Origin of the sequence: Xenorhabdus siamensis, assembly GCF_037996745.1 — a bacterium.
Taxonomy (GTDB): domain Bacteria; phylum Pseudomonadota; class Gammaproteobacteria; order Enterobacterales; family Enterobacteriaceae; genus Xenorhabdus; species Xenorhabdus indica.
Window position 1 is genome coordinate 50,335 of sequence record NZ_JBBMXE010000003.1, and the last position, 14,118, is coordinate 64,452.

The window sequence follows — 14,118 nt, forward strand, 5'->3', positions numbered from 1 at the left end:
CAAAACAAAAAATAGAAAGGTGAACGTTTAAACAAATTGATCAGTTGTAGGCGCTTTCTCCGTGTGAAGTAATATCCAATCCCTCTCTTTCTGATTCAACGCTAATACGCAATCCAACCGCAAGGTCAGCAATCTTGAATGAGAAATAAGCAGTTATAGCTGACCAAACAACACACACCAATATACTGATAACCTGTATGCCAAATTGTCTTAGCATAGTCATTCCTTCCACAAACCCGGTTCCCCCCAAAGCGGAAGCAGTAAAAATACTTGTTAATAAACAACCAACAATACCGCATACACCATGAACACCAAAGACATCACAAACATCATCAACACGCAACCAACGTTTTAATACGACTACGCCCCACAAACCGGTGATCCCGGCAATCGCACCAATTACCAGAGCCCCGCCAATGCCAACCGTTGCGGCAGCAGGAGTGATAGCAACCAGTCCGGCAATACAACCAGAACATGCACCCAAAAGAGAAGGCTTACCGCGTAATAACCATTCTGAAGAAATCCATGACAGTACTGCCCCCGCTGTTGCTACCATTGTGTTCACTAGTGCCAGAGCAGCAATAGCATTCACGGCCCCCGCAGAGCCAACATTAAAACCAAACCAGCCAATGTAAAGAATGGCTGTGCCAATAAAAGTCATGGGTAAGTTATGTGGTTTAAAAGCTTCCTTACCAAATCCTGAACGTTTATCCAGTAAGTAAGCACCAACTAAACCTGCAACCGCAGCATTAATATGTACAACAGTTCCACCTGCAAAATCCAACGCACCGTCCTGAGCCAGCCAACCACCACCCCATACCATATGGGCCATAGGAATATAGGAAGCAGTAAACCACAAGACAATGAAAATCAATAAAGCAGAAAAACGGACTCTTTCACACAAAGCCCCAACAACCAAAGCTACAGTGATACAACCAAAAGCGCCCTGAAAAACGACATAAATCAATTGATAAAAACTGCCATTTAAATCAGTAATGGATATATTTTTCAACATGACTTGCTTTAATCCCCCAAAGAAAGGGTTTCCCGCCTCAAAAGCCAAGCTATACCCATAAATAACCCAAAGCACACAAACAAGTGAAAAACTGACAATCACTTGCGACATCAATGACAAAACATTCTTACGACGCAACAACCCACCATAAAATAAAGCAATGCCGGGTATCGTCATAAAAATCACAAGAATCGTATTTATCAGCATGAATACCGTATCAGCTTTATCAACCGTGTTTCCCGCAGCAAAAGCACAAGAAGGTACACCAGCTATAATGCTGATAATAGCGAACCATTGTTTTCTCATTTTTCATCTCCCCATTCACAGTGCTGCATCATTCGTTTCATCTGTCCTGATCCTGACAGCATGCTGTAATTCAAAGACAAAAATCTTGCCATCTCCCATTTTCCCAGTGAAAGCAGTTTGTTTTATAACATGAATGATTTCATCTACTCGTTCATCATGAATAGCAATATCAATTTTTACTTTGGGCAAGAAATTGACACTGTATTCAGCTCCCCGGTAAAGCTCTGAATGACCTTTTTGGCGCCCAAATCCCTTTACTTCTGTAACGGTCATGCCTTGTATACCTATATCAGAAAGGGCTTCCCGTACTTCTTCTAATTTAAAAGGCTTAATGATGGTAGTGATCAATTTCATACTCCCCCCGTCTTTATCTGTATTTGTAAAATGGTATTTGCAGAAACGCATTACAAAGATATTTGCAAAGGGAATGCCAAAAATTTAAAAATAATATTAATCAAATAGTTACAAAGAACTTGTATTGATAGGAAATATAAGACAGGGAGTAACCTTTTCAGTCACTCCCGATATGCACACTAAATGTGCAGCGGTTCATTTAAAGTTTCACCAACCTGTTGAAGCTGGTACATCTGGTAATAGCGGCCACGCCTTGCCAATAACTGTTGATGCTGACCTTGTTCTACAATTGCACCACGATGCAGCACGAATATAGAATCAGCCTCAACAATCGTTGAAAGGCGGTGAGCTATAACCACTAATGTTGTATGTTTGCGGATCATCCGTAGCGCTTGTTGCACCGATTGTTCTGTTCCCGAATCAATATTCGCTGTCGCTTCATCCAAAATCAGAATTTGCGGTGTTTGCACCAAAACCCGAGCCATTGCCAAAAGCTGTTTTTGTCCGGCAGAAAGAGTATTTCCTTGTTCTCCCAATCTTGAATTTATGCCTCCCGGTAACTTGCGAACAAACTCAGCCAGTTGTACAACTTCCATAACCTGCCAAACTTTTTCCTCACTAATATCTCGTCCTAACGTAATATTATCGAAGAATGAGGCAGCCAGAACGACTGGATCTTGTTGAACCATTGCTACACCATTACGCAAGACAGAATGAGAGAAAGAAGATACCGATCGTCCATCAAGATAAATATCACCGTTTTGCCATGGGTAATACCCCATCAACAAATTGGCCAACGTACTTTTGCCACTTCCTGTATGCCCAACAAGCGCGATAAAGCCCCGTGACGGTACATGCAGATTGATATTATGTAACACAACTTTATCATTACGATAGGAAAAGCTTAAGTTTTCGACATCAATTCTGCCGCTCGCCAAAGCTTGTTGATCAACGCCATACTGCTGCTGTGGACTATCCATTAACTCAAAAACCCGTTCGCCTGAGACCACAGCTTGCTGTAATAACGATTGCTGAGCTGTCAGCTCAATCAGTGGTTCATTTAGGCGTCCAAGATAACTGATGAATGCATACAATACACCAACCCCAATAAAATCTGTTCCCTGTAAGCCAAACAGTAACAATAGACCACACAACACTGCGGCAGAAAACAGGCTCAATAAAGGCCTTAACAGAATGCCATCCAATCGTAATGCCTGCATACGCGCCTGATAGTGAGCCCGATTAATGGCAAACAATTTCTCACCAAAACGCGCTTGCTGACGAAATTGCTGAATGACAGTCATGCCATTAATAGACTCATTAAAAGCATTGTTAATATCAGCAAGATACACACGAACTCGTCGAATAATCGGTGTACTGAAACGTTGGTAAATTATCATCACAAGAAAAACAGCAGGAAAGATCGTCAGTGCAACACATGCCATACGCCAATCCAAAAAGAACATTGCTATCAACATTGCTCCAATCAGCGCAACACTTCGAAAAACTGTAGGGATGACATTCACAAATAGATCTTTGATGACCTCAGTATCATTCGTCACACGAGATATTAATTGCCCAACAGGTTGGTTATCGAAAGTACTCAGAGGCTGGCGTAGCGCTGAATCCATGACATCCGTCCTGATCTGCTGTACAACACCAATAGATGCCTGATTAAACAACAAGGACTGGAAATAATGTAAGGTAGCTGCCACCAACTGTAATATCAAAAACACAACCGCAAGACCACTAACAACATCAAGTGGAAGATTGCCAGTTGAAACTATGTTATCGATAAAATAACTGATAATCATCGGGCCACTAACTTCAGCCAATGCAGCAATCCATAACATCAATACAGCCAGACCAATGGGCTTACGATAGTTTTTACTGTAAGCCAACAGGCGTTTTAACGATGACCAGAGTTTACGTGTACTAGACTTCTCCATATCAGTATTACTCATATTGACCATCCAATGCGGCTTCAAGTTGTTGGTAATGGTACATATCTGAATACCAACCAGATTGCGTAATAAGCCATTTATGCTGCCCTTGCTGAGAAATCGTACCATTTTGCATCACCAAAACATTATCTGCTTCTACTAAAGCTGATAATCTATGTGCACTAATAATAACAGTACGTTTCTGCCGCCATTGGCTGAGATTTTTCATGATACGATGCTCAGTCTGACCATCTACAGCAGAAAGTGCATCATCCAGGATCAAAATCTCTGCATCTAATAGCAATGCTCTTGCTATAGAAATACGCTGTTTTTGCCCACCAGAAAGCATCACTCCACGCTCTCCGACTTCGGTTTGATAACCTTGTGGTAACTGCAAAATATCATCATGCACATTCGCCAAACGAGCCACTTCTTCAATTTGTTGTTGAGTAGCATCAGGACACCCTAAGGCAATATTCCCCGCAACCGTGTCCGAAAACAGAAAAGGAGTCTGATTCACAACCGCCAATCGTGATCGCCATTCTTCCAGCCTGAGTGTAGAAACATTGCGGGATTGAAACAGTATTTCGCCATCAGCAATATCAAACTGGCGTTGCAATAAAGCAAGCAACGTACTTTTTCCTGACCCCGTCGGACCACAAATTCCTAATAATTGACCTGGTAGTAACTGAAAACGAATATCTCGAAGAACAGGTACACTATGCTTTGGATAAACAAAGGAGTTGATATTTGCTATCAATGTCCCGCGCTCAGCAGATAAAGAGTGTGAACCATCCACGATCACCAGAGGCTCCTGTAATAAGCTACCGATCCGTGTATATGCAGCACTGCCACGCTCAACAATATTGAACATCCATGCTAGCGCTAGCATAGGCCAAATCATTAGCCCCAAGTACATGACAAAGCTGGTCAGCTCTCCCAATGTCAGAGAACCATTCACAACCATCCAGCTTCCACCACCAACAGCCAATAAATTTGCAAGCGCAATAGCAATGAAGATAGTAGGGTCAAAGCGTGCATCCACACGTGCAACACGCATATTTTTACGTCCTGCCTCAGTGGCTACTTCCTCGAACTGACTGGATTGTAACTCTTCTAGTCCAAAAGCCTTTATCATTCGAATACTGGTCAAGCTTTCCTGAGCGTGGTTATTGAGCGTCGAAAATGCGCCTTGAGCCAACTTGAAACGATGGTGAAGTTGTTGACCATATCGTTTAATCACTAACGCCATAATAGGCATAGGTAGCAGTGATAATAGTGTCAATTGCCAACTGATCTCCACACTCATCACAATAAGTACAGCACACCCCATGACTAAAGCATCAACTAAAGTAAGTACTCCCTCACCTGCAGCAAAAACAACTCTATCAACATCATTGATCGCCCGGGCGATTAAATCCCCTGTTCTATGACGTAAATAGAATTCAGGATCTTGGTTGCTCAATCGCTGATAGAAATCACTGCGCAACTTAACAGCTAATCGATAAGAAGCACCAAATAGCCATACCCGCCAAACGTACCGTAGGCCATATATGGCCAGCGCAATGATGAGCATAATGCTTATCCACATCAATAATTGACTGGATGACATTGTTTTTGCGCTGATGCCATCAACAATAATTCCAACCAAACGAGGTGGAATTAATTGCAATATCGCAATCATCACAAGAAAAATGACAGCACCTAAATAGCGACGCCATTCACTGAAAAAATACCAACTTAATTGAGAAAATAATCTCACAAACCTATTCCTGAGGTAAAAATGAAAGGATCGGCGACCACTTCACCAAAGAGATTTGAATAATTATCTAATCTGGTATGGGTAACGCCGTTGTATATTTTATTTTTTCCATTGCAAAATTTGATGTTACATCAATCAAACCAGGTATCCCATTAACCATGCGTTTGTAAAAATGATCATAACTTTTCATATCAACAACTTCTACGTGCATTAAATAATCATATTCCCCTGCCATACGATAGAATGTTAAGACTTCCGGCATCTCTTTAACAAAAGAAACAAACTGTTCATACCATTCACTACTGTGCTGTTGAGTTTTTATCATCACAATCACAGTCAAGCCTAACCCAAGTTTTTCACCATTAAGTAACGCAACTTTTCCAACAATATACCCTTCATCTTCAAGCCGTTTAAGACGCTTCCAGCACGGTGTAGATGTCAAATTAACGGCTTCTGCTAAAGCATTTAAGGACAAACTACAATCCTGTTGGAGCAGCTCCAGTAGCTTACAGTCTATTTTATCTAACATACCTATATCCTGTAGAAATATTTCCTAAATATAAACTGAAATATCAGAAAAATAACAATCTATTTCTCCGAATGTAAGAGTAATCTATACATCAAAAATGTATTTTATCCGGGGTCAATTTATGTCGTCTTTATGGGCTACCGATGCCATAAAATCTATTCAAGCTGATTATCAACGCAGTGCTGATACGCATCTGATTAAACTCAACCTCCCCATGTTTCCTGGAGTTCATCTGTATCTCAAAGATGAAAGCACTCATCCCACTGGTAGTCTTAAACACCGACTTGCACGCTCCCTTTTCCTTTATGCACTCAGTAATGGTTGGATAGATGAGGGAACTCCCATTATTGAAGCCTCATCCGGTAGTACTGCTGTTTCTGAAGCCTATTTTGCTCGTTTACTTGCCTTGCCTTTTATTGCAGTGATGCCCGCTCGTACTGCTAAACGCAAAATTCAGGAAATCGAATTTTACGGCGGTAAATGCCACTTTGTAGAACATTCAGCCCAGATTTATGAAGAGTCAGAACGCCTGGCAAAAGAACTGAATGGTCATTATATGGATCAATTCACTTATGCTGAACGAGCCACTGACTGGCGTGGCAACAATAACATTGCAGAAAGCATTTTCCGTCAAATGGAATTAGAACCATTCCCTGAGCCAACTTATATTGTCATGAGTGCAGGGACTGGCGGAACGTCCGCAACACTTGGCCGTTATATGCGTTACCAAGGATATAACACTAAGCTCATTGTTGTTGATCCTGAGAACTCGGTTTTCTACGACTGCTATCACCAAAATTGCAGACAAATACGCAAAAATACAAGCAGTAAAATCGAAGGTATAGGGCGTCCGCGTGCCGAACCATCTTTTATACCTCATGTTATCAATGATATGCTCCAAGTTCCTGATTGTGCTTCGATTGCCACCATCTACTGGCTCGAAAAGCTCATTGGCAAAAAAACGGGAGCATCAACAGGAACCAATGTCTGGGGTGCTTTGCAACTAGCCAAACAAATGCATGACAACAACCAGCAGGGTTCAATCGTGACATTGTTATGTGATAGCGGGGAGCGTTACCTTGATACTTATTACAACCCTGAATGGGTCAAAAATAATATCGGTGACATCACGCTATATCTCACGCAACTACCCAAGCTCAATAGTTATGAGTAACATATCTCCTTCAATTTAAAGAGGTAGGTATCATGAAACGAGCTGTTGTTGTATTCAGTGGTGGACAAGATTCCACCACTTGTTTAATTCAAGCACTTCACCAATATGATGAAGTTCACTGTATCACTTTTGACTATGGTCAACGCCACCGAGCTGAAATTGATGTTGCCAGCCGTATCAGTAAAGAGCTGGGAGCGACTGCCCATAAAGTACTTGATGTTACTTTATTGAATGAGCTTGCTATCAGCAGCCTGACAAGAGATAACATTCCCGTACCAGATTTCAGTGAAAGCGAAAAAAGTGGCCTACCGAATACATTTGTTCCCGGCCGTAATATTTTGTTTTTAACTCTGGCAGCAATTTATGCATATCAGATTGAGGCTGAAGCCGTTATCACCGGTGTTTGTGAAACTGATTTTTCCGGCTATCCTGATTGTCGCAATGAATTTGTCAAATCCCTGAATAATGCTGTTTGTCTCGGTATCGCTAGAGATATCCGCTTTGAAACTCCATTAATGTGGCTGAACAAAGCGGAAACCTGGGCATTAGCTGACTATTACCAGAAACTGGATTTTGTTCGCTCTCAAACTCTCACTTGTTATAACGGAATACAGGGTGATGGTTGTGGTGAGTGCGCCGCCTGCCATCTTCGAGCCAATGGATTAAATCTTTATTTAAACAATGCCAAGCCCACAATGGCAGAAATGAAATCCAAAACACAACTTAACTAGATAATTCAGGCTATCAGTGAGAGGGATAAAATACCTCTCACTCCTCACTTCACAGCTTTATTCTTAAACTCATCAAACCTTTCTCTTAATTCACCGTCCAACACCAACGTTTGTTGAGTTTTTAAATCAACACAAACAAATGTAGTCATAGAATCGGCGATAATTCGGTTATCGCCTTTGCGTATAATTTCCTGGAAAAAAGAGCCGCTTTTGTTACGCAATTCCTGCAAGGACGATTTGACTTCCAACTCATCCCCTAATACAGCAGGATGGCGATAGTTAATATTGATATTGGCTACAATAAAAGCAATTTTATTATTATTTAACCATCGTAACATGTCACTTTCAGCGAGTAAATCCCAGCGAGCCGCCTCCATAAACTCCAAATAACGTCCATTGTTTACATGCTGAAAAACATCGATATGATAACCTCTGACTTTTATAATCGTGCTCATTGCTATTTTCCTTTTAACTCATAACTCATCTGACCAGTAAATTAATTAACAATAGCAAAACATTTTAATTACAATAGTGTTTAATCAATTATTCTTGATCAGTATCACAGCCCTCTTGATAAAATCATCAGCACATTCATCAAGAGGGCTTTTAATCAGTAGGTTAATTTATCCCGATTTTTCTCTATAAAAGCTGGACCAATGCCTTGTACTTCCTGTAACTGCTCAATTGCTGTGAATGGTCCATACTTTTCACGATATTCAATAATTGCCTGTGCTTTTTTGGCACCAACACCATTAAGTTCTTTCGCTAATTCTTCAGCATTCGCTGTATTGATATTAATGCTTCCTTTTCCTGAGAGCGCTTTTTCTCCCTTATCCCTTGATTCGCTTTTCTCAGTAGTGGTCTTATGCAGATCAGATGATTGTGTCAGTACCACTTTATTAACAGCCTCTCCTGCTGCAATAGCATGAGATAACGGCATACTAATACCAAGAGTAAGAATAAATGAATTAAATAATATCCTTAAATACGTCATAAAAATGTCTCCATGTTTTGTTGATGGAGGAAAGAGTGCCATAACAAAAATTCAGAACAACAAGAAAGATTCAGATATGCGAAAGGCCACGAAAGTGGCCTTTTTCAATTACTGTTTTGCAAAATCAGTTGCGAGTAACTTCGCAATTTACTCAATTTGCCCTATTTTAATTTCAGCATTATCACGTAAATTAGCGATTAAAGATTCCAGCATAGCATTACCCATCTGATACTGCTCAACCATCATATATTGTTTAATCTGCTCTTCTGAAACAGAGCCAGGCACAACTTTATCCAATTGAACCAAAATAGTATTGCCAAGCCCATCATGAGCTAATCCATATACTGGTTTACCATCTTTGGGATGAGGCAAAGTAAATACCACATCAGTAATCGGGTTGGCTTGTGGCATACGTGTCATTGGTGTTGGTTCACCAAACTGGAGCCCTGCCGCTTTTAGAGCTTGTTCGCCTTTACCTTCTTTTAATGCTGTAAGAAGATTTTCACCATCAGCCTGTAACTGTTTTTCAGCTTTTTGACGTTTTACCAATTCAGTAACCTGAGTTTTAGCCTCTTCAAATGGCAGAATGGATTCAGGTTTAACATCATCCACCCGAATAATAAAGACTCTGTCACCATCAACAGAGATTACATCAGAGTTAGTTCCTGAAACGCCTTTATCATCCATCAAATTACTAGAGAAAATAGCCTGAACGACCTGACTAAAATTAATATCCGCTGGGATATGATCTCGGTCAAACCAATCAGTAGTAACAGCTTTATAACCAGCGGCCTGTTCTGCCGCAGCTAAGGATTCATTATCATTGGCAGCAGCCTCACTGACTTTTCTCTGCAATGCATAAAACGCATCAATTGCTTTTTCTTGTTTTACTGTTTTTTCTATTGTTGTGCGTTCATCCGCTAATGACTTAACTACCTGAGGTTTAATGTCATCCAAACGGAAGATTGCATACCCATTAGATAATTTGATGGCATCAGAGAATTGCCCTTTTTCCGTTAAATGGGCGGATTTGATCTCATCAGGTGAAGAGCTGTCTTCCATCCAACCAAGATCCCCTCCTTGCTGAGCAGAATATTTATCTGTCGATTTTTCTGCTGCCAATTTGCTGAAATCAGCCCCTTTTTTCAATTCATCAAGAATCGATTTTGTATCGGCTTCAGACGCAAGTTGGATAAGACTGTATTTCTTCCTTTCTGGTTGTGTATATTTTGACAGGTTATTTTTATAATACTTTTCAATATCAGCATCAGTTACGGTAACATTTTTCAGCTCATCCGCAGCATCCATCTTGATATAGCTAACTTTAACTTTTTCAGGCACTGTGAAGCGTTTACTATTCATATCATAGTAATTTTTCAGTTCTTGCTCTGTTGCTGTCTGCTTTGCTTCAACTGATTTCAGTTCAAGAGTTGCTAAACGAACCGTTCTTTCTTGCAAAGACAACTCTGCCATCTGTTTAATTTCTGTCGGCAAAGCAATTTCTGAACCCAGTAACGTTGTACGAAGTTGACGGGTAATCAATTCTTGCCGAACTTGTTCCGCATAAGCATCTGGATTCAGACCAACTCTGGTTAATGTTTCCAGATATTTATTGTTATCAAATTTGCCATCCTCGGTCTGGAAATAAGGCTGTTTGCGGATCTCTGCTTTTACTTGCTCATCGCTTGCTGATAGCCCCAGCTTATTTGCATATTGCTCAAGTAAAATCGCATTAATAATACTATCCAATGACTGGCGTTTCAGCAGTCTCACTTGCTGTTCATTACTTAGCAGAGTTGAGAATTGATCTCCCAGTCTTTCCTGTAATGAAATTTTTTCTCGTTGAAATACCTGCTCTAACTGAGCACGGCTAATGGTTTGACCATTCACTTTGGCAGCATAATTACCGCCTTCACTTGACAGGTAGCCTGTTACACCTGTCACCAAAAAGGTCAGGATAATTAGAGCCAACACGATTTTAAGCACTGGGCCGTTTGCCGCCGTACGTAGGTTGTCCATCATAAAGACGTAAAACTCCGCTTTAGTGAAAAAGAAACTATCATCTTACGCTAATTCGAACGCTAAGAGAAAAAAAGCGCATCAATCAACTGATGCGCTTATATTCTAACCTATCAATTTAATCCAGTCAGTTTATAACTGTTACAGAAAATGGACAGATTATTTATGTTCATTACCCGTTGACAGCATCTTTCAGCCCTTTTCCTGCACGGAAGGCGGGTACTTTTGCTGCTGCTATTTTGATTTCCTTGCCTGTCTGAGGGTTGCGTCCTGTACGAGCAGCACGCTCACGTACAGTAAATGTGCCAAACCCTACCAAAACGACATCATCACCGCCTTTCAATGCACCAGATACTGAAGAAATGAATGCATCTACTACACGCCCGGCGGCTGCCTTAGAAATATTGACATCAGCAGCAATTTTGTCGATCAGTTGTGACTTATTCACTTTTATCATCCCCATTTAGTTTTATACCTTTAATCTTTCAAGTTACCTCTTTTATTGGCTGCACTACCCTTTACAACGATTCCCGGTCACATAGTTATTTATGCTACTGAGGCTTCGTTCTTTTGCCATCACAATGCAACTTGAAATCTATTAGGTATACTATTGTAACAAACACCTATTTAGAACGGATAACACGACAGCCTTGCCGTCATATCAACCAATTCCAGTATTAGCAAGAAATTATAGAACAGCAAAATATTTAATCAGATCTTTAGATTAAACTAACTTAATGAGACAAAAAAAGGCTGGCAAGCCTGAATTGACTTACCAACCTAGTTTTTATAAAGAGTCTTGAGTTAGCTCACTATTTTTGTACTACTTTAGTGAGACAACCTCAGCACCAAATGCAGGATCTTGTAAAGCAATAGCTAAAACGTCTTCTATACGCTTAACCGGATGAATTTCCAAATCCTGAATTACGTTTTGAGGGATCTCTTCCAGATCTCGTTTATTTTCGTAAGGAATAATGACCGTTTTAGTTCCCCCACGATGAGCTGCCAGCAGTTTTTCTTTCAAACCACCGATAGGCAAGAGAAGACCACGCAGAGTAATTTCACCTGTCATCGCTACATCAGCACGAACCGGATTACCTGTCAAACAAGAAACCAGTGCTGTACACATTGCAATACCTGCACTTGGGCCATCTTTCGGTGTTGCCCCCTCCGGGACATGAACGTGAATATCACGCTTTTCGTGGAAATCAGAACTGATACCCAACTTATCTGCACGAGCCCGAACTACAGTCAGTGCGGCCTGAATGGATTCTTGCATCACTTCACCCAACGAACCGGTATAAGTTAATTTCCCTTTACCCGGTACACTGGCTGTTTCAATTGTCAACAAATCACCACCGACTTCTGTCCATGCAAGCCCTGTAACTTGACCAACACGGTTTTCGGTATCTGCACGACCATAATCCACTTTCTGAACGCCCAGATAATCTTTCAGATTATCTGCATTGATTTCAATATGCTTAAGCTGCTTATCCATCAACAGAGCCTTGACCGCCTTACGACACAGCTTGGAAATTTCACGTTCCAAACTACGCACGCCAGCTTCACGGGTGTAATAACGGATTATGCTAATAATCGCCCCATCATCAATGGTCAATTCACCTTTTTTCAAGGCATTGCGTTCGATCTGTTTCGGCAACAAATGACGCTTGGCAATATTTAGCTTCTCGTCTTCGGTATAACCTGATAAACGGATCACTTCCATACGATCTAACAAAGGTGCCGAAATGTTCATGGAGTTGGATGTCGCCACAAACATTACATCGGACAAATCATAGTCCACTTCGAGGTAGTGATCGTTAAATGTCACGTTTTGTTCAGGATCAAGTACCTCCAGCAAAGCAGCAGCAGGATCACCACGCATGTCAGATGACATTTTGTCAATTTCATCCAACAAGAACAGTGGGTTTTTAACTCCTACTTTGGACATTTTTTGAATTAATTTACCCGGCATTGAACCGATATAGGTACGACGATGCCCACGTATTTCAGCTTCATCACGTACACCGCCCAGAGCCATACGAATATACTTACGACCTGTTGCTCGAGCAATGGAGCGTCCCAGTGAGGTTTTACCCACACCCGGCGGCCCAACCAGACAAAGAATTGGACCTTTGATTTTACTGACCCGGCTTTGCACTGCAAGATATTCAAGGATACGTTCTTTCACTCGCTCTAAACCATAATGGTCTATATCAAGGACTTCCTGCGCCTTCACCAAATCTTTTTTCACTTTGCTGCGTGCGTTCCAGGGAACCTGTACTATCCAATCAATGTAGCTGCGAACAACTGTTGCTTCTGCTGACATTGGGGACATCATTTTTAATTTTTGCAGCTCAGCTTCCGCCTTTTCCCTCGCCTCTTTTGGCATTTTGGCGTCTTCGATCTTACGTTTCAGAGTTTCATATTCATCAGGTGCATCATCCATCTCACCCAATTCTTTCTGAATCGCTTTCATTTGCTCATTCAAGTAGTATTCGCGCTGACTTTTTTCCATCTGTTTTTTGACGCGATTACGAATACGCTTTTCTACCTGTAGCAGATCGATTTCTGATTCCATCATAGCAATCAGATATTCAATACGTTCAACAACATCAGACATCTCTAAGACAGTCTGCTTGTCATTGATTTTCAATGGCATATGGGCAGCAATGGTATCTGCCAATTTTGCCGCATCTTCAATGCTGTGCAATGATGTCAGTACTTCCGGCGGGATTTTTTTATTCAGTTTGATATAGCCTTCAAACTGATTAATGGCGGTTCTTACCAGAACTTCTTGCTCACGCTCATCAACAATCGGGGAATCCAGATATTCAACCTGCGCATAAAAGTACTCTCCATTATCTGTTAACGTTGTAATACGAGCACGCTGCAAGCCTTCAACCAGAACTTTCACTGTACCGTCTGGTAATTTCAACATCTGTAAAACAGAAGCTACTGTACCTACGGAGAACAGATCATTGACTCCCGGTTCATCAGTGGATGCTTCTTTCTGCGCTACCAACATGACCTGTTTGTCATGATCCATTGCTGCTTCCAGACAATGAATCGACTTTTCTCGCCCAACAAACAGAGGGATCACCATATGTGGGTAAACCACTACATCGCGCAAAGGCAATACAGGGATTTCTATGCGTTCGGAACGCTCAGGGTTCATAGAGCTCTCTCTTCGTTTAGCTTTCGCCAGTTTTAGGAATCTCGTGAAACACGGTTTTCACGAGTTTCACTTCAAAGAATATAAAATATATGGGGACAAGAACCTGACATTCA

At 41.1% G+C, this 14,118-nt stretch carries 12 protein-coding genes; 2 read left to right on the forward strand and 10 right to left on the reverse strand.

The features are described 5' to 3' along the window. Positions 1-40 precede the first annotated feature (40 nt). The 5 genes from amtB to AAC852_RS02765 form a co-directional block, all read right to left on the reverse strand. Positions 41-1,321 carry an ammonium transporter AmtB gene (gene amtB / locus AAC852_RS02745; protein WP_340619700.1) on the reverse strand — a complete coding sequence of 427 codons (1,281 nt, stop codon included), beginning with the start codon at positions 1,319-1,321 and terminating at the stop codon, positions 41-43. Between the two features lie 15 nt (positions 1,322-1,336). Further along, on the reverse strand, positions 1,337-1,675 hold the full coding sequence (glnK, locus tag AAC852_RS02750; protein ID WP_340619701.1) for a P-II family nitrogen regulator: 339 nt from the start codon (positions 1,673-1,675) through the stop codon (positions 1,337-1,339). Between the two features lie 179 nt (positions 1,676-1,854). Beyond that, positions 1,855-3,648, reverse strand: coding sequence for a SmdB family multidrug efflux ABC transporter permease/ATP-binding protein (locus AAC852_RS02755; RefSeq protein ID WP_340619780.1), 1,794 nt, complete (start codon positions 3,646-3,648; stop codon positions 1,855-1,857). Next, entirely contained in the window at positions 3,632-5,380 is a 1,749-nt protein-coding gene (locus AAC852_RS02760) for a SmdA family multidrug ABC transporter permease/ATP-binding protein (protein ID WP_340619702.1), read from the reverse strand. Before AAC852_RS02760 ends, AAC852_RS02755 begins: the two co-directional genes overlap by 17 nt. Positions 5,381-5,447: 67 nt before the next feature. Next, on the reverse strand, positions 5,448-5,909 hold the full coding sequence (locus AAC852_RS02765; protein ID WP_340619703.1) for an Lrp/AsnC family transcriptional regulator: 462 nt from the start codon (positions 5,907-5,909) through the stop codon (positions 5,448-5,450). Positions 5,910-6,030: 121 nt separating this feature from the next. Between AAC852_RS02765 and AAC852_RS02770 the strand changes: the two genes are divergently transcribed. Together AAC852_RS02770 and queC are read left to right on the forward strand one after the other, a co-directional pair. Continuing rightward, on the forward strand, positions 6,031-7,083 hold the full coding sequence (locus tag AAC852_RS02770; protein ID WP_340619704.1) for a PLP-dependent cysteine synthase family protein: 1,053 nt from the start codon (positions 6,031-6,033) through the stop codon (positions 7,081-7,083). 32 nt (positions 7,084-7,115) lie between these two features. After that, the gene (gene queC, locus AAC852_RS02775) at positions 7,116-7,814 is read left to right on the forward strand and encodes a 7-cyano-7-deazaguanine synthase QueC (protein WP_340619705.1); all 699 of its coding nucleotides are present in this window, start codon (positions 7,116-7,118) and stop codon (positions 7,812-7,814) included. Between the two features lie 44 nt (positions 7,815-7,858). Here queC and AAC852_RS02780 read toward each other — a convergent pair whose 3' ends face one another. The 5 genes from AAC852_RS02780 to lon all read right to left on the reverse strand — a co-directional run bounded on the left by AAC852_RS02780 (position 7,859) and on the right by lon (position 14,005). Next, complete coding sequence (locus tag AAC852_RS02780; RefSeq protein WP_340619706.1) at positions 7,859-8,269, reverse strand: acyl-CoA thioesterase; 411 nt, start codon at positions 8,267-8,269, stop codon at positions 7,859-7,861. A 155-nt stretch (positions 8,270-8,424) separates the two neighbouring features. Next, a complete protein-coding gene (locus AAC852_RS02785; RefSeq protein ID WP_340619707.1) occupies positions 8,425-8,808 on the reverse strand; it encodes a ComEA family DNA-binding protein in 384 nt (127 codons plus the stop codon). Between the two features lie 147 nt (positions 8,809-8,955). Next, positions 8,956-10,830 carry a peptidylprolyl isomerase gene (gene ppiD, locus AAC852_RS02790; RefSeq protein ID WP_340619708.1) on the reverse strand — a complete coding sequence of 625 codons (1,875 nt, stop codon included), beginning with the start codon at positions 10,828-10,830 and terminating at the stop codon, positions 8,956-8,958. Between the two features lie 169 nt (positions 10,831-10,999). Further along, the gene (gene hupB, locus AAC852_RS02795; protein ID WP_340619709.1) at positions 11,000-11,275 is read right to left on the reverse strand and encodes a nucleoid-associated protein HU-beta; all 276 of its coding nucleotides are present in this window, start codon (positions 11,273-11,275) and stop codon (positions 11,000-11,002) included. A gap of 375 nt (positions 11,276-11,650) precedes the next feature. Next, complete coding sequence (gene lon / locus AAC852_RS02800) at positions 11,651-14,005, reverse strand: endopeptidase La (protein ID WP_340619710.1); 2,355 nt, start codon at positions 14,003-14,005, stop codon at positions 11,651-11,653. Between the last annotated feature and the right edge of the window lie 113 nt (positions 14,006-14,118).